This is a genomic window from Leclercia adecarboxylata, assembly GCF_006874705.1.
Taxonomy (GTDB): Bacteria; Pseudomonadota; Gammaproteobacteria; order Enterobacterales; family Enterobacteriaceae; genus Enterobacter; species Enterobacter adecarboxylatus_C.
The window spans coordinates 36,328-60,204 of sequence record NZ_CP035380.1 but is presented as its reverse complement, the minus strand read 5'-3'; the positions used below and the strand labels follow the sequence as shown (position 1 = coordinate 60,204).

At 47.5% G+C, this 23,877-nt stretch carries 17 protein-coding genes and 7 pseudogenes; 15 read left to right on the top strand and 9 right to left on the bottom strand.

Features of this window, described 5'->3' with window-relative positions; translation table 11 throughout:
• Nucleotides 1-114 precede the first annotated feature (114 nt).
• Both ES815_RS00330 and ES815_RS00325 read left to right on the top strand, forming a co-directional pair.
• Nucleotides 115-660, top strand: a complete 546-nt coding sequence (locus ES815_RS00330; RefSeq protein ID WP_103793519.1) for a hypothetical protein — start codon at nt 115-117, stop codon at nt 658-660.
• A gap of 46 nt (nt 661-706) precedes the next feature.
• The gene (locus ES815_RS00325) at nt 707-1,201 is read left to right on the top strand and encodes a PBECR2 nuclease fold domain-containing protein (RefSeq protein ID WP_058663152.1); all 495 of its coding nucleotides are present in this window, start codon (nt 707-709) and stop codon (nt 1,199-1,201) included.
• Nucleotides 1,202-1,443: 242 nt separating this feature from the next.
• Here the strand turns inward: ES815_RS00325 and ES815_RS00320 are convergent.
• Nucleotides 1,444-2,946, bottom strand: a pseudogene (locus tag ES815_RS00320) (relaxase NikB); the annotation flags it as partial.
• Between the two features lie 176 nt (nt 2,947-3,122).
• A pseudogene (locus ES815_RS00315) lies at nt 3,123-3,781 on the bottom strand (transposase); the annotation flags it as partial.
• A 70-nt stretch (nt 3,782-3,851) separates the two neighbouring features.
• Between ES815_RS00315 and ES815_RS00310 the strand changes: the two are divergent.
• Nucleotides 3,852-4,085, top strand: a pseudogene (locus ES815_RS00310) (IS3 family transposase); the annotation flags it as partial.
• A gap of 599 nt (nt 4,086-4,684) precedes the next feature.
• Here the strand turns inward: ES815_RS00310 and ES815_RS00305 are convergent.
• The gene (locus tag ES815_RS00305; RefSeq protein WP_103181193.1) at nt 4,685-5,677 is read right to left on the bottom strand and encodes a tyrosine-type recombinase/integrase; all 993 of its coding nucleotides are present in this window, start codon (nt 5,675-5,677) and stop codon (nt 4,685-4,687) included.
• A 2,190-nt stretch (nt 5,678-7,867) separates the two neighbouring features.
• Between ES815_RS00305 and mobI the strand changes: the two genes are divergently transcribed.
• From mobI to ES815_RS00290, 3 genes and pseudogenes are all read left to right on the top strand, one after another.
• Nucleotides 7,868-8,353, top strand: coding sequence for a conjugative transfer protein MobI(A/C) (mobI, locus tag ES815_RS00300; protein WP_103825220.1), 486 nt, complete (start codon nt 7,868-7,870; stop codon nt 8,351-8,353).
• Nucleotides 8,354-8,622: 269 nt separating this feature from the next.
• A pseudogene (locus ES815_RS00295) lies at nt 8,623-8,774 on the top strand (type II toxin-antitoxin system RelB/DinJ family antitoxin); the annotation flags it as partial.
• Nucleotides 8,764-8,977: pseudogene (locus tag ES815_RS00290) on the top strand (type II toxin-antitoxin system RelE family toxin); the annotation flags it as partial. The pseudogenes ES815_RS00295 and ES815_RS00290, both read left to right, overlap by 11 nt.
• Nucleotides 8,978-10,137: 1,160 nt before the next feature.
• Here ES815_RS00290 and ES815_RS00285 read toward each other — a convergent pair.
• Nucleotides 10,138-10,779, bottom strand: coding sequence for a DNA-binding protein (locus tag ES815_RS00285; protein ID WP_103181195.1), 642 nt, complete (start codon nt 10,777-10,779; stop codon nt 10,138-10,140).
• A gap of 559 nt (nt 10,780-11,338) precedes the next feature.
• Nucleotides 11,339-12,004, bottom strand: a pseudogene (locus tag ES815_RS23880) (integrase core domain-containing protein).
• A gap of 159 nt (nt 12,005-12,163) precedes the next feature.
• On the opposite strand from ES815_RS23880, the gene ES815_RS00275 reads away from it, so the two are divergent.
• From ES815_RS00275 to ES815_RS00260, 4 genes are all read left to right on the top strand, one after another.
• Nucleotides 12,164-12,748: a recombinase family protein gene (locus tag ES815_RS00275; RefSeq protein WP_012695450.1), complete on the top strand. Its 585-nt coding sequence runs from the start codon at nt 12,164-12,166 to the stop codon at nt 12,746-12,748.
• Nucleotides 12,749-12,934: 186 nt separating this feature from the next.
• The gene (locus ES815_RS00270) at nt 12,935-13,492 is read left to right on the top strand and encodes an OsmC family protein (RefSeq protein ID WP_000108589.1); all 558 of its coding nucleotides are present in this window, start codon (nt 12,935-12,937) and stop codon (nt 13,490-13,492) included.
• A 141-nt stretch (nt 13,493-13,633) separates the two neighbouring features.
• Entirely contained in the window at nt 13,634-14,215 is a 582-nt protein-coding gene (locus tag ES815_RS00265; RefSeq protein ID WP_000210409.1) for a TetR/AcrR family transcriptional regulator, read from the top strand.
• Nucleotides 14,216-14,219: 4 nt separating this feature from the next.
• Nucleotides 14,220-14,558, top strand: coding sequence for a carboxymuconolactone decarboxylase family protein (locus ES815_RS00260; RefSeq protein WP_000888080.1), 339 nt, complete (start codon nt 14,220-14,222; stop codon nt 14,556-14,558).
• A 29-nt stretch (nt 14,559-14,587) separates the two neighbouring features.
• Here the strand turns inward: ES815_RS00260 and ES815_RS00255 are convergent, their stop codons facing one another.
• Complete coding sequence (locus ES815_RS00255) at nt 14,588-14,917, bottom strand: thioredoxin family protein (RefSeq protein ID WP_002431133.1); 330 nt, start codon at nt 14,915-14,917, stop codon at nt 14,588-14,590.
• 213 nt (nt 14,918-15,130) lie between these two features.
• Between ES815_RS00255 and ES815_RS00250 the strand changes: the two genes are divergently transcribed.
• The 3 genes from ES815_RS00250 to ES815_RS00240 all read left to right on the top strand — a co-directional run bounded on the left by ES815_RS00250 (nt 15,131) and on the right by ES815_RS00240 (nt 17,843).
• Nucleotides 15,131-16,237, top strand: coding sequence for an alkene reductase (locus ES815_RS00250; RefSeq protein WP_006687059.1), 1,107 nt, complete (start codon nt 15,131-15,133; stop codon nt 16,235-16,237).
• A gap of 65 nt (nt 16,238-16,302) precedes the next feature.
• Nucleotides 16,303-17,004 (top strand): DsbA family oxidoreductase, encoded by a 702-nt coding sequence (locus ES815_RS00245; RefSeq protein WP_103825219.1) that lies wholly within the window; start codon nt 16,303-16,305, stop codon nt 17,002-17,004.
• A 65-nt stretch (nt 17,005-17,069) separates the two neighbouring features.
• A complete protein-coding gene (locus tag ES815_RS00240; RefSeq protein WP_004729618.1) occupies nt 17,070-17,843 on the top strand; it encodes an SDR family NAD(P)-dependent oxidoreductase in 774 nt (257 codons plus the stop codon).
• A 185-nt stretch (nt 17,844-18,028) separates the two neighbouring features.
• Here ES815_RS00240 and ES815_RS00235 read toward each other — a convergent pair whose 3' ends face one another.
• On the bottom strand, nt 18,029-18,637 hold the full coding sequence (locus ES815_RS00235; RefSeq protein ID WP_233210589.1) for an aminotransferase class I/II-fold pyridoxal phosphate-dependent enzyme: 609 nt from the start codon (nt 18,635-18,637) through the stop codon (nt 18,029-18,031).
• A 68-nt stretch (nt 18,638-18,705) separates the two neighbouring features.
• On the opposite strand from ES815_RS00235, the pseudogene ES815_RS24080 reads away from it, so the two are divergent.
• Nucleotides 18,706-18,862, top strand: a pseudogene (locus ES815_RS24080) (Tn3 family transposase); the annotation flags it as partial.
• A gap of 56 nt (nt 18,863-18,918) precedes the next feature.
• Here ES815_RS24080 and ES815_RS00225 read toward each other — a convergent pair.
• Together ES815_RS00225 and ES815_RS00220 are read right to left on the bottom strand one after the other, a co-directional pair.
• Nucleotides 18,919-19,560 (bottom strand): hypothetical protein, encoded by a 642-nt coding sequence (locus tag ES815_RS00225; RefSeq protein ID WP_260609617.1) that lies wholly within the window; start codon nt 19,558-19,560, stop codon nt 18,919-18,921.
• A gap of 320 nt (nt 19,561-19,880) precedes the next feature.
• Nucleotides 19,881-20,141, bottom strand: a complete 261-nt coding sequence (locus ES815_RS00220) for a hypothetical protein (protein WP_103825217.1) — start codon at nt 20,139-20,141, stop codon at nt 19,881-19,883.
• 352 nt (nt 20,142-20,493) lie between these two features.
• Here ES815_RS00220 and ES815_RS00210 point away from each other — a divergent pair, with 352 nt between their 5' ends.
• Nucleotides 20,494-23,703 (top strand): hypothetical protein, encoded by a 3,210-nt coding sequence (locus ES815_RS00210; RefSeq protein ID WP_142486206.1) that lies wholly within the window; start codon nt 20,494-20,496, stop codon nt 23,701-23,703.
• The last annotated feature ends 174 nt before the right edge of the window (nt 23,704-23,877 follow it).

The following is a 23,877-nucleotide window of genomic DNA, read 5'->3' as shown; positions in this document are numbered from 1 at the left end:
TGCCAGCTCAAAAAATAGGCTTAACGTAGGATATTTTCCGTTTTCCAAGCGGCCCCCTTTTACCCCCTGCACAGTGCAAACACGACCAAAGGGTTTATTGAAGGAGTTGGGATCGTGGCCGTTGCCCGGACGGAGGCCGAGGCCATTCGCCTAATCCTGCCCCGTCCGGAAAACCATCCCGCCGCAAAAAGAAGTCAAGAGGAGAGCCGTGGAAAGCGATCGCCACCTTCCTGGCGGCTGGCCAACCGCCAGGAAGCGCACAACCTGATGACAGAATATGACATGGACCGCCGCGGGCGTGAAAAAAGTCTGTGGGAGGAAGCACTGGAAGTTATCAAAACCACAACCATGGCAGAACTTACCTTACGCTATATCACGCTCAACAAACCTGAGACTGATGAAACAGCCGCACCGGAAGCGATGATACCTACAGATGCAATTCTGCGTAATATTAGCCTTCCGGAGATAGCGGCCAGGACATCGCTCAAACAACAATTATTCGAACCCAGCAGGGCTCCGCCTCAGTTAAGTGGCCGAATCTTTCTCGTTGATAAAAAAAGGCCGCTTGCGCGGCCTTTTTTCTTTAATTATCTTATGCCTGCTTCTGCCTTGCCTTCGGTGTTATTCGGTCTGCCTGTTCTGGCGACCCGGGAAGTGTAATGATATCCTGCTCATCTGCGTATAAATGGCGGATTTAACAATAAGAATGGCTAAAGCTCTCAATGGATTACCAACCTTTAAAGATTTGGACCTGAAAGACCTCAGGAACCTTGAAGCTGAAGAACGTCGTGATCAACCAGAAGAGATCGTCGCAGGGAGTACAGCTGAAGAAGCCCTGGCGTTCCTGGAAGCACATATGGGTTTCAGCTCGCCAGAAATGTCTGCAGTTATTAAGGCAACGCATATAGGAAACATGTGTATTGTACGCGATAAGCTTGCCCACATTGTGGAGAAGCGCGTAGACGCACGTGAACGTTACGTAAAGCTGGCACTCGACACACTTGAGCATCCCTACGAGATATGGGAAACAATGTATGACGATGAAATGGTGCGTTATATCTTTATCGGCACATACAAGCAGAGGCAGCAAATGCTGGTAGTTGTTGCACCCTGGGATGGAAAGGTTCTCTGGAACTTTATGCACACAGAAGCAAAGGGGCTGAACAAACACCGCAGAGGGAAGTTGCTGTATTGCAGATAACAAAAAGCCGCAATGATGAACACTGCGGCTAATAATGTTGTCTTTTTATATTAAACACCTTCAGACTAAAGGTGCTGAGGTCTCACCCAGGCACAGAAGTTAGGGCTTCTATGGGGTTCATCCACCAACTATTGCACCCTAATGCAGTTGGCTTCCCGCTCAAAAATAATATTACGCTAATATAAGTTAGTGTCAACCATGATGAATGGCTTGCGTAAAGAGGTTTAGTGCGCCTGCTCATGCTAACGCGGAGAAGGTGGCTTCCAGTCGTTACGTGGCTCATGTGAGATGTATGCCGGTGTATTCTGCTCCGCCTCTGCGTTACGGAAAAACGCTTCGCACTGCTCACGCATTCTGTCCACATCCGGTCGGCTGATACGGACCTGATCCTCTTCTCCCGCACGGTACACATTATACCAGCCCACCATCTCAGCAAGCGCCTGGTTAAACTGTATGTCATTCCCTTCCGGAGCAAAGCCCATCTTCGGGTCCCTGGCGAAAAGCACAGGGGATACCCGGTTTAGCTCACGCTGAAGGGACGCAAAATCACTGCCGTTTCTGAACACCACCCGATCGCCGTAATCGGTACAGACGTGCTGCCCGGTATCAGTATCGCTGAACCGGATGCTGCCGTTTTTCTGTAAGGCAGGCTTAAGGCCTGGCATATTGTAGTACAGCGGTGCGCTTCCCGGTTCGCAAAGCACCACGCAACGCTGGTTGGACGTCGACTGCGTATTATCATGACGACGATCCCGGTAATCCCATCCCCTCAGCTGCGATATCGCAGCCCTGTCACCTTTCAGCGCTTCCACTTCAACCCACTGCCGGTAAGACGGCGGATACCATTTCCCCTGCCCGATAAGCTCCAGTCGTTCCGCTTTCACACTCTCTTTCAGCGCAATGAGTGCCTGCATGCGCTGCAGCTCCGCAATGTGATAATGCAGCTTCCGCACGAGAGGATCGCGTTGCTGTGCGCGGATACGTGCCTTACGCATCCTGCACTCGTCATGTATCGCCTGCCAGCGTTCCCGGTTGTGTAAGTCCGGACGCTGCCAGTTCGCGCGCCAGGCTGAATAGCGGGCCTTCAGATCGTCGCGCGCTGCAGCGCGTGCTTCGCGACGCTGACGACGCAGTTCAGGATCACGTTTCATGCCCGGGATATCGCGGTCGCTGACGGCAAGCTCAGGGTTATAACGGCTCACCGGCGCAACGCGTTCAAAAATATCTGACGGCACACGAACAAACGCACCGGCATGCGGCTCTGCACGTACAAGCGTCAGATCAGGATGGACATGGCTTGCTTTAACCGGCGTCTGGTCGTGGTTATATGCGTCCATAACCACCAGGCCCTGCTTCTCACGCATCAACAGTAATCCCTGACGCGCCAGCAGTTCATGACCGCGCTCCCAGGTGAATTTCCCGCTGCTGATAAGCGCCTCTAAATCCTGACGGCAGTGTGATACCGCATAGCTCCACAGGCTTTCTTTGTCGGAGAAAATCTCACGTTTAAGCGCGCCCTGCGGACCCGAACCGGTGCGCAGTTTTGCCCATTCCCGATCGCTGACCGGGCGGGCTTTCAGTCCTCCGCCGGCAAAACGTTCCGCCGGAGGGACCTGGCGGAAAATGTCATGAGGAACAGGCTGCCACCCACCTTCATAGCTGTTCATGACCGCTTTCGTCAGGGCTGGCCAGACACGTTCAGCGCGTACGGGCGTACGCGTCTGATCGTAACCGTCACAGATAACAAGGCAGTCATGCTGCTCTTTCAGGTACAGACCGGAATGTGCCAGAAGCGTATGAACAGCCTGCATGGTGCGTTGCGCCGGGTCCTGATAAAGTGCGATAAGTGGCGCGCGCAGACGGGAGACAGCGTACTCATTCAGCGTCTCCGTTTCGGTCATGCGTCCAGGGCGGGACAGCATGGTAACGGTACGGCGAACTGTCGCTCAAGATGATTCGGGATAGCAACGTGCTCATGACCGCCACGCTTATACCGGTGAGTCGGCTGCTGGCAACTGACCAGCCCCAGCTCTTTCATGAGTCTGCCAGCAAGCCAGCGCCCCATCTGGTAGCCTCTCTGGGTTGCCATTGTGGCGATGCTTCTTGCTCCGGCAGAGCCGTGGCTGATGCCATGCAGTTCAAGTACCTGGCTGCGTAATACAGCCCGTCTGCCGTCTGGCTTTTCAGGACGGTTTTTCCAGTATTTGTAGCTGCTGCGATGGACCCCGAACACATGGCAGAGAGTGGCCACAGGATAACGCGCCCTGAGTTTCCCGATTATCGAGAACTGTTCAGGGAGTCTGACATCAAGAGCGCGGTAGCCTTTTTTAATATTTCATTTTCCATTTCAATACGTTGTAGCTTTTTCCTGAGCTCACGGATTTCAATTTGTTCCGGGGTAATGGGGGAGGCTTTTGGTGTTTTTCCCTGCCGCTCATCACGTAATTGTTTCACCCATCGCGTCATTGTGGAAAGGCCGACATCCATAGCGCTGGCTGCATCTGCCACGGTGTAATTCTGGTCAACGACCAGTTGAGCGGATTCGCGTTTAAACTCTGCGCTGAAATTTCTTTTTTTCATTATGGCACCTGTGTTGTTCTGAGGTGAGCATATCACCTCTGTTCAGGTGGCCAAATTCAGTAAACCACTTCAGGTGCTGGATGTTCATCCCAGTGGTTTTTACGCCTGGCTTCAGCAGCCGCATTCACAACGCCATCAGGCAGACCTGAGACTGACAGGACAGATTAAACAGTTCTGGCTGGAATCGGGATGCGTCTATGGTTATCGCAAAATCCATCTGGATCTGCGTGACAGCGGGCAACAGTGCGGAGTGAACAGAGTCTGGCGACTGATGAAACGTGTCGGGATAAAGGCTCAGGTCGGATAACCAGACTCGACAATTTCTTATGTGGTAACTTTCTACCAAGAACGCGATATTTCCATAAATCAACGAGAAATTTAGCGCCGGTACATTAGTGAGAGTCACTACGAGAGGGGTGGCATTTACTTCAGAGAGTGAAATAATTTGCTGATACCTGACGCCGGAACCTTCTGCTTCAAACGTCAGTTCAATGCGCGCCAAGGGAGTGTTGGTCGTCTTAAATGCTATCCTGGTCAGAGGCTCTCCTTTATCAGTGAGCATGCCAAATCGAAGACTGTACTCAAGATTATTATCAATGGCATCCCAACGAGCTCCCAAGCGGTGCCGTAATGCCCATTTCTCATGAGAATGCATATAGGTAGACATTAATAACCGTTGCGTTAGCTTTCCCCATAACCACTTGGCAACTGTTAAAACCAATCCCGAGGGGGGAGAAATAGACATGCATAAACCCTAAAGTTATTATATATTTTTCTATATATATCAATAATTTCCTGGAACTTAAACACTCATTTTTAATGATGCTTTAGATCGTTGCCAGTAGGTAAAAAACGTCACAGCCAGGGATGGCGAAGGCATCAAGGTTGATCCTGTCGACTAAATCATTTGACAAGATTGAGCCTATCGCGGGCATCTCGAAGACGCTGTTCTCCGCGACGATCGTACTGTTGGGTGGTCGTAACGCTGGCGTGACCCATCGCATCTTTAACCGTAATTAAGTCCTCACCGTTATCCAGCATGGCAGTTGCGAAGGTCCTGCGCAGGTCATGTGGCGAGCACTTACCGATCCCGGCCTGCCCCTGACGCACCTGCAGGATATGGTACACCGCCTGGTCGGTGAGCCGGTTCAGTGTCACATCCCCGAAGCGGCGGATCCGCGTGAACAGCGGCCCCGGGGTTTCGCCCCGGACCTCATCGATCCAGATCTGCAGCCGCTGCCAGGCCCCGGCCGGGACGTAGGCCAGACGCTCCTTGTTCCCCTTCCCCAGCACCCGTAGCGCCCGATTGTGCGTGACAACGTCACGTAAATCTAGGCCCACGGCCTCGGACCGCCGCAGGCCACATCCCAGGATAACCGCCAGCATCGCCGCGTCCCTCGGCCCGAGGCAGCTGCGATCGGCCTCACACACGGCAAACAACGCGCGGATCTCCTCCGGCGGCAGGGCCCGACCGCTTGGCAGCCGGCTGCCACGCAGGTTCGGTACCGCCCGGATGTGCTGGAAGCTCTCAACGTCCATCAGGCGGAGCATCCAGGCTTCCTTCGCTACGCCCTTAAGAGCCGACAGATAGGTGTTAATAGTTGCCATCCCCCGGCCAGTATCGCGCAGTAACTCGGTGATTACCATGACGTGATACCGGCGAATGCTGCCCCAGTTGCAGGTGTCAGCGCTACCGGCACCAAGCATTTTGGCGACAATCCCGAGGAACGAAGCCATGGTCTGCCGGCTACGTTGGGAATTAAGGGACAATAGGTAAGCCCGGGCCGGATTTACCGGAACGTTATTGCCGGACAGCGCCGGCAGAAATGTCTCATCCAGCGGGATCGCTGCTGCCAGAAGATTACGTTCCTGTTCGTCATCAGGCATCAGGCTCATGTCAGGCTCCGGTCCGGCCGGAAAACGTCCGGCGCGCTGTGCGAAAACTCAGGGGAAATGGTCCCGTGAAGCGTACCGCAGAAAGACTACTTTTTCAAAGGTACATTTTAATAAGTAGACTTGAAGCACTTGTTCTTAGCTGTACGATTACAACATGCTTTTGATAAGCCAATAGCTTTATCTAAAAGCAATGCAAAAATGGAAGAGGATGATTCTACAATAAGCATCATTAAACTTATTGTGGGATTGATTAGCTTTTACCATTCTGATTTTTATGTTGGCACATATTAAATAATAAATAGTTAATCGAGTTTATCGAACTTCGATTCAAAAAAACGTTATGTCATTTATTCAAGAAATTGGTGAGAAAATAGGGCGCATATAAATAGGCGACTCTTGGCAACCCTCCTCGCATGTCTGGAATATGCTCATAGCAAAGTGCATAACAGGCGGTTAATGGGCTTATGCATTATCGATGGTTTTAGAGCATGTATCGATTGCAGTTTACAGTCTAGGCATTCCATACTGAAACACGGAGAAATGATATATATGGAGATATCTAACAGTAACTGGTTAGATTAAGTAAAATACTTACACAAATTATATTTTACTATTAGGAGTCCATGCCATCTTTCTGCTTGCTACTTGTACCTAGGTTGAAAGTTGCGCTACTAACAAGACACTCGGACCTTCACTAAGTTTCATTTTCTATCCTCATTCCTCAGTCGCGTAAATGAAGACGCTCAACCTAGTAATAAAATCCTGCCGATGACTTGCAAACTTAAGGACATAACGCAGCGCTTCATTTATCTTTACCCACATGCTATCTAAGGATAGATCAGCTAAAATTTCATATCCTCAAGCGGAAATTTTATGGAAGGTATACCTGGTTCGTAGGGATTTATCGACTATAGATATATTATGCGAGGTAATAACGCGTAATCTTCAATTGTCTTCAAAGAAGATATTTCAAACTCTTGAGTGCAAGTAATAATATTGTGTTGTGTTTTCTAGGAATAAGCAGATAAATTTTGGGGGGCGAAGTAATAACCTATTCTCAAAAATAATAAATTTGGATGCCAATCGTTTACTAACGAGACAACACCATTTTTGTGGTTGACATTCATCAAGGCAACAATTGAACATTTCCATTTCATCCCCCCCATATTACGTGAATCTGGTAAAGATATTTTCATCATAGAAAGATCTTATGATCACAAATCATAGATTGAGAAATCTCTTTGAACCAATATGTTTTTTTGTTACACAACATACAAAAAAACGCTTGGTCGTGTACTAGAGCGAGAGAGGGTTTATGTATGGCTATAATATTATCAGGCTGAAAAGGAAATTTTGTCATTGGAATTTAAATTAACGTAATCTTGCAAAGACATGGGTTCTAGAAAGTTGAAAAACTGAGTTATTGACATTTCATCATAAAAAACAATTGAACATCTTAAATAAAATCTGTTGTGAATGAAAATGCATCTTATACACGTCCTCTTTCTAACCTTGCCTACATAAGGGATTTCAAAACTTATGGAATGAAAACTATAATAGAAAACCGCAAAAAATAAGATTTAAATTTACTTTTCTGTGGTCCCTGTCCTCTAACACTGTTAATGAATTAGTTAGATCCGTAGGTCAATACTAACTCTTATACATATAACACTTTTTTACCAGAGGCTGTATTAATTTAACAGCAGACTGGATTTAGCTTACTGCTTATGTGCAACTTTTTGGATAAAAGGCAAGCATAATTCACATGCACCATGTTCGACTTTTTCTGTAAAAGACCCACATAAAAGGTTGCGATATGTTTAACTTTTAGTCAAAAAGTTAAACATACACGAGTTTCTCATGTTCAACTTTTAGCCAAAAAGTTAAACATACATGAATTGCTCATGTTTAACTTTTGTAGGAAAAGTTAAACATGGAGAAATATGTCATGTGCGACTTTTTAAGTAAAAGTGTTACAAGTATTAATCAAACTTTTGAAGATATGCAGGGTACTTAAAAAAGTAACTTTATTAATGGCACCATTCGACACCTAACAATCTTAATCCCCATCACGACCTAACTGGTACCGGCGCTGAGCTAAAACTCGTCTGGGTGTAGTCCAAAATCCTCTTCTATCCGACGTGGAAGACGGCATACTTCATGTATAGTATTGAGATACAGGAGGAGTGCATGAAAGATTTGCTAATCAAGCTGTACGAAGCACATCGGGCGCAGAACATCAGAAGCATTGATAGCGTTGCTGCTGAAGCTAAAGATGAGATCGATAATTACTGGACAATCTGGAAAAAACGTAACAAAGAGATTATTTCAACTAGTAATGTACAAAAACACGATTCAGAAAAACTTGGTCGCTATGCGCCAAGACTTGGACATATTGGTAGTGCAAAGAAATTGACTATTAACTGGGATGATTACGCATCGCGTCTAAAAGGTGTCCCGGCTATGCATCGCGCAATTCGTGTAAAGCCATTGAAAGCGGGAATGTATTCGATAAATTGTTTTCCAAAATGTACAGAGTGGGAATGGCGCTTAATTTTTGAGTATGAAAGTAAATTCTGCCTTTATAGAGATTCGCTTGAGTATTTCCATAAATACAATATTGAACTGTCAAGAAAGATCAGAAAGTTGAAAAACATTAAGAGTGAGGATGTCTGATATGACTACTAAGGCTCCAACAAGAAGATGCTTGTTAGACGTTGTGGAGTCTTATCGCGGTTGTGATGAAGCCGCCTCGGCGATATATGATGATGGCAGAACAGTGGAGAAAATGACCGAGAAAATCATGTATATAGCAATCACTGAATAACTTTTGCTGTCAGGTTGTAATGCTGAAGGAAAGGAAAAAGGAAGAGATGGTACGTTTGGTAGACGAGCTTATGGCTGAGAAAACGGTAGATGTGAAATTTAAGACCTAATGGTATTGAGCGCTTCTTCTCATGCTTGAATATATCGCTGACAATAAACGCTTGCCGTTCAAAAAAACACTTTCGAGTGATGAAGATGCTGAGTTCGTGAGATAGTGAAAGAGCGTCTTCGCAATCCTAAGCCTGTGCGTGTAATTCTGGATGAACTCTGATGGCGTATTTTTTGATTACGATGAGAGGGCACTAAAGGAATGGCGAAGCTAGGCTCAACAGTACGTGAACAGTTAAAAAAGATACTGGCTAAAGTGCTTGAATCATCCCGAATTTAAGCGAAGTAACTTCGTGGCGTACCTGACTGTTACAAGATAAAGTTCAGGTTTTCAGGTTATCATTTTGCCTATCAGGCATAGACGAGTAGATGATTGTCTTCGTAATTTCTGTTGGTAAAAGAGAATGCCCAGAAGTTTATAGCTAGGAGGAAAAATGGATATTCTAAGACAAAGCAGTAGAACTCTTTTCCGCAGTAAAGGTGTCACTCCTGCTTTGATTTGATATAAGAAAGACTTTATTAACGAGCCAGTTTGTCACAATTACTTGGATGTTTAACATAGCGTCTAAAAACTCCATCGGTTAAATGATGTAAAGTGTATCTCCATAAATATTGCTGTCGTAAATTCGTGAAGTTCCTTTACGGTTTATAACATTATCAAATATGGATTGTGAACCGTGGTTGATGAGTAGGAAAGCCACCAAAGATGGACTGTGGACCATAATTGATGAGTAGAAAGCCACCAAAGATGGACTGTGGACTGTGATTGATGTGTAGAAAGCCATCAAAGATGGACTGTGGGCCGTAATTAATGACTAGAAAATCATCAAAGATGGACTGTGGGCCGTAATTGATGAGTAGAAAGCCATCAAAGATGGACTGTGGACCGTGATTAATGAGTAGAAAATCATCAAAGATGGACTGTGGACCGTAATTAATGACTAGAAAATCATCAAAGATGGACTGTGGGCCGTAATTGATGAGTAGAAAGCCATCAAAGATGGACTGTGGACCGTGATTAATGAGTAGAAAATCATCAAAGATGGACTGTGGGCCGTAATTGATGAGTAGAAAGCCATCAAAGATGGACTGTGGACCGTGATTAATGAGTAGAAATCCATTATATATGGACTATGAACCGTGATTAATGAGCGGAAAACTATCAAAGATGGACTGTGGACCGTAATTGATGGATGGAAAGTTATTAGTGAATGGGTACTAGAGCATAACCTGAACTTCCTTCTGCATATCATTATCTGCCTCATTGCTAATCATTATGAACGCCCTTGTTAACTTGAGACACATGCTAAGTATCAGTCCAATAATTATAAATTACAGTTCATCTACTACTGTTTCCCTCATAGAAGGCAGCTTGTAAAATCTCCTCGTATTCCTGTTGTTTCCGGGCAGGCTGTTACTGATATTCGGCGAGGTTACATGCAGTGTTAAAGGTATACTTCAAAGGTATTCTGACTATAATTCACTGAGAATGCTCTAATATTTTGAGCATTCCCCCACATTACAGGTTAGTTGGCAGTATGGTTGCCGCACAATCTCGCAGAACGTATTGCGAGCTCCAGTTCGTCGGGCTTTGCGCCATCCTGCATGATCTGAATCGGCGTTTTTGTCACGTCTTCACTGAGTTGAATCGGCGTTTTCAGCACACCGAGACGAAGCATTGGATGCGTGTCTTCATCAAACGCGCTCATGACTTCTTTAAACCCGGGCACCAGGCCTTTATCGGTAAACTGGAAGGCCGGGAAGATATAATCGGTGTTTTGTTTAAACGCAATGAGCTGATTCTTTTTTACTTGGACATTTACTGCTTGGCGGGTGATGCCCAGCTTATCGGCCACGTCGTTAACCTTAAGGGTGCCACCAAGCTCCTGGAGGCTCTTGTAAAAAGCCTCCAGATTTTCGCGGCGACGGCGTACTTTACGCATCTCTTGTTCTGAAGCACGCGTCTTTTGTTCCATCTGAATGGAGCAGAGCAGTTGCATCAGTGAACCATCATCCAGCGTGATTGCGTCCAATGCTTGGTTTTTATCTTCAAACTCAGGCATCAGTGAGACCGCGATGTTATTAATCCTTTTCAGAAGACTTAGTTGAAAATCAGCCAGCGTCACTTTTGCGCTCAGCTCTAGTTCTGTTGTGGTATGTTTGTTCATAAGTTACCTCAGTTTGACATTTATTCTATTTTGCGTTTTTGTAATGGTCAAACTTCTGGTGATAAACCCGCAGACTCATTTATATTTAGAATCAATTACGTAATAAATGCTAGGGGCCACTTTCTGCGGCGGTTTTGAATTGCTCTATAAGTAATTTGTCCGTCAAGGTTAAGAGGTTTTTTACAGATGCCTGCAGCTCAGACAAAAAAATATGTCTGTCCGACTTGGATGTATGGGTAAATTAATAATAAATATCAATGCATTAGGACTAAAAGGACATTGCTCACCCTGAGGATGGCTTTAACCAAAAAGAAAAGTGTCCGTCTAACTTAATATTTTGATGTAACTTGTTGAATAAATACTATTTTATTATTAATTTCGTAGGAAAAACTTCCCGTTTCTATCACACGAAGAAAAGTGTCCGTCTAACTTGCAAGTTAAACTCATAATCCTTAGTCAACAAAAAATACAGAATTTGTATGCGGTACGTCCGATAGGGCAGAGTCGTTCGATCCAATCGACATCCTGGCTGACCTGCCCCCACGATTAGATACAACACTCAGTTAGTAACGTCGGAATCTTCATTCTCAGAATGACCCTTTCTCCAGCCCGCTGCAAATTCAGACGGTGTCTGATAATTCAGCGTGGAGTGCGGGCGGCATTCGTTATAATCCTGCCGCCAGTCATTAATAATTTTCCTGGCATGAACGATATCGCTGAACCAGTGCTCATTCAAACATTCATCGCGAAATCGTCAGTTAAAGCTCTCAATAAATCCGTTCTGCGTTGGCTTGCCCGGCTGGATTAAGCGCAACTCAACACCATGCTCAAAGGCCCATTGATCCAGTGCACGGCAAGTGAACTCCGGCCCCTGGTCAGTTCTTATCGTCGCCGGATAGCGGTATAGTTCAGCCAGATGCTCCCAGCGGGTGACCTCTCTTGATGCATACTCGGCCCACAAATCAGGCTGAAGTTTCAAATGAGCCGCAAGCCGGGAAACAACCCCGTCGTGAGGGGAAATATTTTTGTCGGGAGGAAACCCCGACCCTCGCAAATAACAGAGTAAAACAGCAAAGCCCAGGCGATTTGCAGGTCTGCGGTGTTTATTAATAAGAGCGAGGTCATGTTCACTCAAAAAACACATGCGCGCCAGAAGAACGTCATCATCCGGCACAACCAGCAAGCGCTCTTTTTCTTCACTGCTGAGTATTTGTCTCCGTGGCATAAATGCTTCCTCTGCATATAGTTCGTTTTGGTTATCGCTTTACACTGACCGAAACCGGTCGGTTTCGTACACCACTTACAGCACATGTCCGAAACTTAGTGAAATTAATTTCGGACACACGTTATAATTCGGACATCCATTTCGTACGGAAAGTTTCCCATGTCACGTGTTTTTGCCTACTGCAGGGTCTCAACTCTGGAACAGACCACAGAAAACCAGCGTCGTGAAATTGAAGCGGCGGGTTTTGCCATCAGATCCCAACGACTTATTGAGGAGCATATCAGTGGCTCGGTTGCTGCCAGCGAACGCCCCGGATTTATCCGGTTGCTAGATCGCATGGAAAATGGGGATGTACTGATTGTCACCAAACTTGACCGTCTGGGTCGTAATGCGATGGATATCCGAAAAACAGTAGAGCAACTGGCGGCTTTAGATATTCGCGTTCATTGTCTCGCACTCGGAGGCGTTGACTTGACCAGTCCGGCCGGAAAAATGACTATGCAGGTAATTTCTGCTGTAGCGGAGTTTGAGCGGGATTTGCTGCTTGAGCGAACGTATTCAGGTATTGCGAGGGCAAAAGCGGCTGGAAAACGCTTCGGTCGCCCCCCCATCCTGAGCGAGGAACAAAAGCAAACAGTGACAGAGCGCCTAAATGCTGGCATCAGTATCAGTGCTATTGCCCGGGAATTTAATACCACCCGCCAGACTATCCTTCGGGTAAAGGCTGGATTGCTGCAAGAGTGAGCGGCTGGGAAGATTATAAAAAAAAATCAAATGGTTATTATGAAATAAAACAGCCTGCTGGGTTCTTTTCCCCCTATTTTTTATAAAAGAGTAGACAAAAGAGGTTCGCGATATTAATCTACCAACTAGATGGTTGGTACTGATTACACCAGCTATACCTTTTATCAAGAAATTACAGGAGCCATTATGTCTACTACCGTTAAACCTTCTGCAGACGCAGCTGCGATCCACAATACCCGTGAAGCAGTTCGCAGCCAGCCTGGCCTGGGTAACCTGACTTTCCAGATGAAAGCCCGTTCCAGCGGCGGATTAACCGTTCGCACAGAGACCGGCGCCACAATCCAGAACGGCGTTATCGATACCAGCCGTGTGGGGAAATTTTCTAATATCGGTGATGAACCCGCAGGTTTACTCGGCACCGATACCGGCATGAGCCCGACTGAATACATCATGCAGGCGCTGGCTGGCTGTTATACCGCCACCCTTACCATGATGGCTGCTGAAAAAGGGATCGACCTGGACGGTATCGAGCTGGATCTTAATTTCGATATCAACCTCAACGGCTTCCTTGGGCTGGACAGCAACGTGCGTAAAGGTGCGAAATCTATTCGCGTCGATGTTCACCTTACGAGCAAGACCGCCAGTCGCGAGGAGTTAGAAGCGCTGGTCAGCGAAATGCAAAAGAATTCGCCAATCCACGATACTCTGGCTAATCCGGTTGAAATGATTACACGCCTGGCGTGATGTCAGAGATGTAATGCTGCCATTCAGAATGCAGGATGGCAGTGACGTTCAGCTCTGCACGATACTGAGTCAGTGATACAACTTGCTACGGAAAAATAGCAACAATATAATCTATCAACTAGTAGATTATATGGAGTAATTATGACAACCATGACACGGGAACGGCTGCTCAGCGAAGCAGAACACCTGATGCGCGAAAAAGGGTATTCAGCATTCAGCTATGCTGATTTATCAAAAATAGTGGGTATCACCAAGGCCAGTATTCATCACCATTTCCCGACCAAAGATATTCTGGGTGAGCAGGTGGTAATACAGGCGTTCTCTGATACACAACGCGTATTTGAGCAGATAGAGGCGACTGAGAAAAGCGCGGAGAGAAGAATTGCGGCTTACATCGATATCTTCGCGCAAAGCCATAAAGCTTCGCTACTGCCACTGTGTTGTGCGTTGTCAGCAGAGACCGCCAATCTGCCTCAGGCAATTACTGTACAGACATCACTTTATTTCGATATGCAAATCGAGTGGCTCACAAAAGTCGTCAGGGCGGGCATGGAGTCAGGTGAGTTTTCATCCCATGCCGAACCATCAGATATTGCTTTGATGATCATTAATGTCTGTGAAGGCTCAAGCGTAGTGGCGCATGCAACGGCCAGACCCGAAGTCTTCGCCAACAGCCTTAAGTATATAAAACTGCTTCTTAATACCCCTCATTCAGGAGAATGACACTATGCTGGACTGGAACAACTATCGCTCAGAGTTAATGCAACGTTTAGGCGAGTTGGGCAAACTGACCCCCGAGACCATGAAAGGCGTGGTTGCCCTGGGCAACGCAGGTAACAAAACTGACCTTTTGGGCGCAAAAGTGCGTGAACTCATTGCCCTGGCGTGCGCAGTCACAACCCGCTGCGACGGCTGTATTGCTTTTCACGCCGACGCCGCTGTGAAAGCCGGTGCAACCGACGCTGAAATTGCTGAAGCGCTGGGCGTGGCGATTAACCTCAACGCTGGCGCGGCGGTCATTTATTCAGCCCGCACTCTGGATGCCGTCGGTCAGGCACGCGGTTAAGCATTAATAAATTCCACGTTAAAAGGGCATTACTGCCCTTTTTTTATGTCCGCAATAGCCTGAGCATATACCGATGCAGGTTTCACACCCGGTATGCGTTTAACTAATTGCCCTTCATGAAATATCAGCACAGACGGCAGCCCCCAGATCTCGTATTTGGTTGTCAGCACCGGCGCCTGATCTACATTGACTTTCCCCACCTGAATATCTCTATCGAGCCGGTCTGCAAACTGACTGAACATTTCTTCGCTGGCCTGACAGGGCGGACACCAGGGTGCAGAGAAACGTACCACCGATATTCCTTTGTACTGCTCTATCTGGCGGAAATTATCTTCGTTATAAGCTGTTAATGTACGCATGGTGATGACCTCGCAAAATGAGTGACAATTCAGAAATGGCTGCGTTATGACAAAAAAATACGACACAGCCATTGACCTACCTACTAGATGGTTGGTATATTGCCACCCATCAGATGTTTATGCAACTCCAGTGCGCGACGTCCAGTCGATGATACTGCCGGGCTGTGCAAATCCCTGCCGGGATACTCCTTTTTGTTTTTTGTGAGGTATACGATGAGTAAGCTTTTCACCCCCTACAATCTGTCTGGCCTGGCGTTAAAAAACCGTGTAGTCATGGCACCGATGACCCGCACCCGCACCATGAATGACGTGCCGGATGAGGTCGTGGCTTTGTACTATGCACAGCGTGCTTCTGCTGGCCTGCTCATCACCGAAGGGATGCCAGTTTCAGAAGAAGGCCGGGGTTACCTTTATACCCCTGGTATCTACAACGACGAACACGTCCAGGGCTGGCGTAAGGTGACACAAGCGGTTCACGCCAAAGGTGGCCGTATTTTCGCGCAGCTCTGGCACGTCGGCCGTATGTCTCACGTCTCTCTTCAGCCAGGCCACATAGCGCCGGTTTCAGCGGGCACCGTTCAGGCGGTCAATACCACCGTTTTTGCGCTGACCGAATCCGGAGAACCGGGCCCGGTTGTACCAAGCCAGCCACGCGCGCTGGAAACGCATGAAGTTAAACGCATCACTGCAGACTTCGTGCACTCCGCACGCCTGGCGATGGAAGCCGGCTTTGACGGCGTGGAAATCATGGCGGCAAACGGATTCATCTTTGACCAGTTCCTCAGTAGCGAACTGAACACCCGCACCGACGAATACGGCGGCTCGGTGGAAAATCGTCAGCGTTTCCTGCTGGAGACCATTGACGCCGTGGCGGAAGCCGTGGGTAACAGCCACGTTGCCGTGCGCCTGTCACCGTTCGGCCGCATTTATGACCTCGCGCCGTATGAAGGTGAAGAGCAAACCTGGTCAGCCATCACCGACGCGCTCGGTCAGCGGGAACTGGCCTACGTACACCTTTACTATCAGCCGGTGTACACCAAAGCGCCACTTCCGGAAGGCTTCCGCCGCCGTTTTCGCAACACGTTTAAAGGCACCATCATCGCTGCCGGCGGTTTTACCCGTGATATCGCAGAGCAGGCTCTGGAAGATGATGAGCTGGATCTGGTGGCATTTGGTGTGCCCTACATCGCTAACCCGGATCTGGTTGAAAGAATGCAAAACGGCTGGCCACTGGCAGAAAGTGACCGCGCCACCTACTACGGCGTCAGTGGTTCCCCGGAAAAAGGCTATACCGATTACCCGGTCTGGCAGGCGCAATAAATCCCATACGGTCGCGGTTCTCTGATAAGTGAGATCCGACCGCCCAACGTCTTTGAGGAATCATTATGCAAACGCTGAAACCCACCCTTACCATCGATATCTGGTCAGATTTGGTCTGCCCGTGGTGCTGGATTGCTAAAAAAAGATTTGAACAGGGTCTGAATCGCTTTGAATTTCGCGACCAGGTGGTGATCCGCCATCACAGCTACCGTCTGGCCGGTGGTACTCCCGCGATGCCTTTTAAGGATGCCATCGTTAAAAAGCTGGGCAGTCAGCATTCAGCGGAGCTGATGATGAATCAGGTGGGCACCGCCGGTAAATCTGAAGGTCTGATCTACAACTTCGACGGCATGATGTTTGGTGATACAGAAGATGCACACACCCTGCTGGTTGCCGCGCGTAAGGCCGGAATTGCGGACGCGGTGGAAGAACGTTTTTATCATGGCAGTATCACCGAAGGTCGCTCTCTCTTTGACCGTCAGCAGCTCGTTGCCATGGCCGTAGAAGCCGGTATGCCGAAAGCTGACGCTGAAGCCGCCCTGGAAAATGACGATTTTCGCGCCACCGTTTCCGACAATGAAGCCCACGCACAGTCTATTGGCCTCAGCGGCGTTCCGGTTTTTGTGATGAACGAAAAATATGCCATCAGCGGGGCTCAGGCAGCAGATAACTTTTTGAATGCCCTGCGTCAGGTCTGGGATGAACAGCAAACCGAATTTTCAGCCACTGCGGGTCAGACCTGCGGAACGGATGGCTGCAGTATTTAATCCGTCAACCGCCGGCAGTTTCACGCTGCCGGCAACGTCTTACCCACCAGTAATGGAGTCAGAAAATGAACACTTTTTTCAAAGGTAAAAAACTGCTCGTCGTCGGCGGTACCAGCGGCATGGGCCTGGCCGTGGCACGCATGGTACTGGAAGCGGGCGGCAGTGTCGTGCTGACCGGGAATAAAAAAGACAAAGCCGAAGCGGTGCAAAAAGAACTGAGCCCTCTGGGACCGGTTGCGGTCATCGCGGCGAACCTGATGACCGAAGAAGGTATGGAAACTATCCGTCAGGAAATTAATGCTCACCATCGCGATATCAGCCTGATGGTGAATGCCGCCGGTATCTTCATGCCCAAAGGATTTACCGAGCACAGCTTTGCCGATTATGACATGTATCTTTCGCTGAACCGAGCCACGTTCTTTATTACACAGGATGTCGTGAAGAACATGCTCGCCGCGAAGCTCGAAGGGTCTATCGTCAACGTCGGTTCGATTGGTGCTCAGGCTGCACTGGGTGACTCGCCGGCCTCGGCCTATTCAATGGCAAAAGCGGGTCTGCATGCCCTGACGCGTAATCTGGCGATTGAGCTGGCCAGCGCGGGTATTCGTGTCAACGCGGTGTCTCCCGGGATTGTTCATACGCCGATATACGAAGGCTTCATGGACAAAGCGGATATCGCAGATGCTATGAAGTCGCTGAACGATTTCCACCCGCTGGGACGCGTCGGAACTGCCGAAGATGTGGCAAACACTATTCTCTTCCTGTTGTCTGACAAAACCTCATGGGTGACGGGCGCTATCTGGGATGTCGATGCGGGCATCATGGCGGTCAGACGATAACCCCGTGACGCTGGCATAAGCCGCCCCTTAAGGGCGGCATTTTTTTGTCGCCAGACATGTCATCAGCAGGCTTCACTAAGAATATTCACGACCTGTTCATCCGTGCCTTTTGTGTTCCCGGCACAGGGTGTTATGCCGGGTTCTGACGACATCCTGACAGGACAAAACGGCCAGAGAGAAAGGGGTTATACACGATGAGGAGCCGGTATCCGCAGTACCTGTGAAATTCTTTTCATCCCTGCTGTCAGCATACTCCGTGGGCAGGCCAGATTTAACCGGATATATCCGTCCCCATTGTCGACAAACAGCAAGCCCCCTTCAAGAAGGACCCCTGACTCCCGGGCAAAATACAGCGATAAATCCTCACCTGCGGTGTCGGGCAGGTAGCGGCTAATATCTATCCAGGCCAGATATGTCCCTTCGGGGATCGAGAACCTGGTTTCGGGTAAATAGCTTTTGAGATAGTCGTGCAGGTACTGGAAATTGCCGTCAATATATTCCCTCAGATGGACAAGCCAGTCATCACATTCACTCCACGCCGCTTTGTTTGCTGCCAGGCTCAGTGGAGAGATGAACTCGTCGTGTCTGAGACGCCACTCGCTTCTGACACCGGGATCCGGAATAATGATATTTGCCAACAAATTCCCGGCCAGATTGAATGTTTTACTCGAGGACATGCAGGTAATAATGCGTGTAGAATCAGGGAAAAGAGAGGCGGCCGGTGTATGACCGATACCGCTTCGGGACAGGTCGCAGTGAATTTCGTCAGATATCACCCAGATGTCATTGGCCAGGCAAATTTCAATAATCCGCTTAAGTTCATCAGGCCGCCAGACTCGTCCGGTCGGGATCAGGGATCTGGGGGTGGGAGGATCAGCGTTACCACGCCACCGGCGCTGACACTACATACGGCGGCGATAACACTCTGGAATACGGTTTATATAGAAAGAACCATTGAGCCGCTTAAGCAAAAAGGAGTCCCTGTTAATGAACTGCTGGTCTCTCATCCTTCTCCACTGCTGTACACAATATAGTCTTAGCGTGGGATAATTTCCGTTTTCCAAGCGGACCCCTATTAGTCCTCCCTGGTGTCGCGTGGAGGGTTCAGCAAGCGCCGGTCGATTTCTTCCTCGCTCATTAATGGCCAGCAGATGCGGTGCCGCCGCAACTCCTGCGCCTGGCTCGCAGTAAATCCAGCCCGGGCCAGCAGGGTGTCCAGTGCGGCGCCGGTATCTTCTTCATACGCGGTGGCTGAGAGCGGGAATGCCTCCAGGCTTTCGCGCAGAACGTGCAGCAGGCGCACCGGCGCCTGCAGCGTCCGTAATGAGCCCTCAGGCCTCACCACAGCAAGGCAGATCTCATCCGTCAGGCCAGTGATCCCCTGCGCCTGCAGCGCGGCGTCCAGCTGGCGATACCAGGTATACGTCCGGTCCGCCGGCGCGGTACCGTCCGGTGTGCCCTCTTCCGGTTTGAGGCTTTCATTGACCTGCACCCGGACCGCAATACCTGCGTCGTGGCAGGCCTGCAGCCAGGTGGCTACCTGCAGGGGATCGCCTTCCAGGCGCGTCACCTGTCCGGCCGCGCTCCATAGCTGCAGGCAGGTGGTCCCGTCGATACGGATGACGTAGTCGCCCCGGCACGCCAGGTGCCAGCGATCGTCCAGCTCCACCGGTCGGTCGTCAGCCTCATTAGCCTGGCTGCGCGGAACCAGGGGCAATACCCGGACCGCCGTCGCGCGCTGCTCCGCCAGAACGCGCGCTTGTTCGCCAGCCAATAGCCGGGCGGCCAGCGCACGGCCTGCCTCCGTTAGCTCGACGGCCAGCTGCAGGTTCGGGGCGCGCAAGGTGAGCAGCCAGCCCGCGGCTTCCATCCGCCGGCAGGAGGCGCGCAGGTTCGGCCCATACACCGGGGCGTCGCCACCCTGCTCCAGTACCCGCTCAATATCCCGCGTGGCGACCGGCCCTGGACGTTTCGCATCCAAGGCAGCCAGCACAATCAGCACCCGCCTCTGCAGCGGCGATGGTCGGCGCGCGTGAGTCATTGCTTATCCGTCTCTGGCCAGATGAGCTTTCTGAGACGCTGATGATCGGCGTCTATGAGCTCTTTTCTGTTTATGGCATTCATTGAGGCATAGCCATTTAAGGCCAGTTCATACCACAAGCTCAGCACGGCTCCTGCCTTGGCTGACTCGCTGATATAAATCACGCCCTGGCTATCCAGATTGCATTCACGAATATGTTTTTCCGCAAACTGGGTCAGTTGTTCATAGCTGAGTGAAAACGTCTCTTCGTGATCCATCCTGCATGCTCCGTTTGATAATTTTAAATTTAAGTAAATTCATATCATGGATGATTTTATTGAATATGACAAATATCAAACTTAGTATGATTTTATGCTCGTGTTTTAATTATCATATTGTTGGCCGGTTTCCCGCCGCGCTGATCCGATTTCTGGTTAAGCCGGAAAATTACTCCCCTGATACATAGCTACAGTCTGCAGTGAGTGATGAGTTAAACAGGCGAATGTGGAAGTAGCCCGAACAATGTGTTTGATGGAAGAAAATTAAGGCGTGTAATGGTAAAGTGACTGACTCACATGACCTTTCTCTATCACACTATATAAACAATAATATCTATATTAATGAGCCAACATGCTTAAAAAAATCCTAGACAGCATTAGCTACCAGACAGATAAGTTCATCCGTGACAACATTCATGTAAATCAATCATACATGGCATTGAAATGGAACGGCTTTGAGAAAATACTGGTCTATGGTTCAAAGTATTACGTAAAAGCAATGTTTATGCTGATATCATTTTTTGCAGCCATTTTCATTGTGATGGTCTCAGCTAAAGGCTATATAAAGCCATTTGTGGCTGAGTGGTTTCCTAAATGGAATACCCTGCTTGACGCCCAGATAAACCTCCTGGGGGGGCAGCTTACCATTATAGGTATTGTGTATCCCATGGTCGTTGGCCTTGTCAGTGTTATATTTCAGAGGAAATCAGCAAGGAAAATCGTACACGCAGCTTATCAGACCTATTCCGGGTTCATGCTGGCAGGTCTGAGCGGTTTATTTCTTTCTGGCTTCATGCTCTGCGGATTGTTGCTAAGGACATTCGTCGGGAACTATAACTACGCGATAATTTGTGGGATAAGTATTATATGGATGATGCTTAATATTGCGCTTTCTGTCTGGTTCTTTGTGCAAAGCCTAAGTGTTCTTGACGATGAAAAACGCGAAAGAATGGTGTTACGCTACCTCACTACCGACATTTTATCAGCGCATGTGAAAAGTCAACTGAATAACATTTTTTTAAATAAGCCTGTTGAAAGCCAAATTATCAAAAATGATAAATATAATAATATTATCATTGAGGATTATTCATTTGAAAATGAATTCTCAATTATAAGAAAAAAAGCTTCAGTACAGGATGTTATTAAAGATATCTATGTGCGGCCATTGAAGATTATTCTCTGGCTTATAAATATGTATGGTCGCTTAAAGAAAAAACAAATAACGATTGCGTTATTTTCGAAGCTGGATAGCCGGGATGAGTTCGAAACCCTACCCCTGTTTAAAGTTAAAAATATCGAGTCAGACCATGTTCTTGTAAATGTCTTAACACGTTGCTTCCGCACAGGTATCGCTACTAAACATCATATTGCAACAGACAGAATAATCAAAGGGCTTTTAGGTGATGCCATTGATGCGTTAGCCAGTGCTGATATCAATGCCTTTGACGAAGCTATTGAAGGATTCTGTCGTGACATAACAACTTTTACGGACGGATTTAATTTCAAGCAAGGGCAGCAGACAGATAATCTTTTGTTATTAGCAAATGACATTTTTTGGGATCGTAGTTTTACTGATAAATTATATACAGAGCTTTATCAGCTTTTCCGGCAGGCAGTTATACGCATTGATATATCTGAGAGGTTTTATGCAGAATGTATGAACGTTCCCCGAATGCTGTGTTCTAAAAGAGAAAAAATTTCCTTCAAAGAAATACAACTTGCTTTGAAATATACATTTTATTCATGGGACATTCTCGTGCGCTGGGGCCATGCCAACACGGGGAGGCTTGATTTAACACAGCGTCAGAGTTATGAGGCCCTTTTAAGGGATTTTGTCGAAATTTGGGAAGGATGGACTGATGGTCTGGAATACATATCCAAAAAAAATGGTGGTCAGCAGTTATACCAGGACACTCTGAAAGAGCACCTTTTCACCTTACCCGACATAGTCGCATGTGCAGTGCTGTCAGGCGAGTCAGGCTCTGTTGACTGGGCGGTGGACTTAATGAACCGCTGGCTTCATACTGCCCGAGGGTCTGCTGATAGTCATAACAATGCACTGTTCAGCTGGCAGGAGTTTATCGTTACGCAGGCAACTCTGGATGGCGAAATTGTTTTCAGTCAGGAGAATACGCCATTAAGAAAACCGGTTAAACCGTCGCAACTTCTGGACTCTTTTTACAAGAACACACTGACAGATCTTCGACTCTTAACAGCTGCATTTATTATTAGCAAACCCGATGCCTTTCAAAACACGCATTGTCAGTTTGCTGTCAGCACTCTGCTTGACGGGAGTCTTGTTGAAAATACCGGTGGTTTTGAACGTTTATCTGAAGGAATGACCAGGAGTTCAGACATCATCGACGTTTTTATCCGTTTGCTTATCTGGAATAAAGCTGACCGCGGGGAGGCATTAAATTCACCCGGGAACATTATAAGGAAATTATCATCAACACATGGTAAAAGCTTGGTAAGCGGGCGAAGCTATATGGGAAGACGCCTCGGGGGAATTGAGGATCTCATCCCCCAGATAGCGGAGTTGTGTATATTGCGTTGTGGTGATGCAAATTCGGTTTCACCTAAAATGAACGCAATTGTTGCTTCTAATCTATTATCGTTTCAGTTTTTGGAGCAAACCGTAAGAAATCTTTCCTCACTGCACAATGCCATCAACAAACTGACCTGTGCTGCTTTTGTTGCTGATGATGTTTTTACCGAAAAGCGACAGAGAGTGTCTGACTTGATACAAGAGTATCTGGATCTTTTTACCAATCATATTGAGCAAGAAATCATAAAGTCTCCAGTCAGCAGTACAATTCTAGATAACTTTGGAAGTATTATCTCTGACTTTTTTACACAAAAGTTAAGCAAATCAATATTATTTTCTCTTTTTGATAATATTACATCTGTCCCGGTAGAGAATAGTAATATTAAGAGATCCGTAGTTTTCTATATTGAAAAGCAAGATGTTACAAATAAATTTTCTCGCAAGATACACAGATTTGAAGAAAATCGCGCATCCACATTGATCAACGAGCATGTACTTGATTTGTTACGTTTGCTAAGTCGCCAACCAGCTCAACGGTATATTAATGTGACGTCATTCGCCGAACTTCTAAATGTGGTTTATGATTATGATGACCTCCAAGAAGATGACTATCTCATTGTGGGTGACGAAAGATTATGGAATCAATATAATGACTACAGATCGAATACTTTAGATAGTGTAGAGGGTAAAGAAGATAAATTGTTTTATGACGAAGAGCGAAATCTAAAGATCCGTGGTAAAGCAAAAAGCTGTTCGCTCTATATCAGGCCTCACTTTGATGCTATTGATGCTCTGCTTGTGAATAAAAACTATTTTGAAGAGTATAAAATCAAAAGTGAGAGAGATAGCATGTTCAATTTTAATGCTGAAGAGGTTGATGGTAAACCACTTGAAATAGCTTTGCATTCTCAATATGAAGGAGAGGCCGTTTTCAGTGGTCAGATTAAAGTCCGCTTTATACTCCGTAATGACTCTGTCAGTTTGCAGTCCTTACTTGGTGAAGACGCATCATGAAATGAAAACTGCAAACGATCCACTTGTTGGGTAGTTGCTCCCCCTCACTGTATGCTGATGCTGAGGGGGAAAAACTGTCTTTTCTCTTTGTTTCCATTCAAGGCTTAGTCATTCCTAAATTTTCCCTCATGGCAATAATCTCCTCATAACAACAACTGACCTTTTTTTATGCTT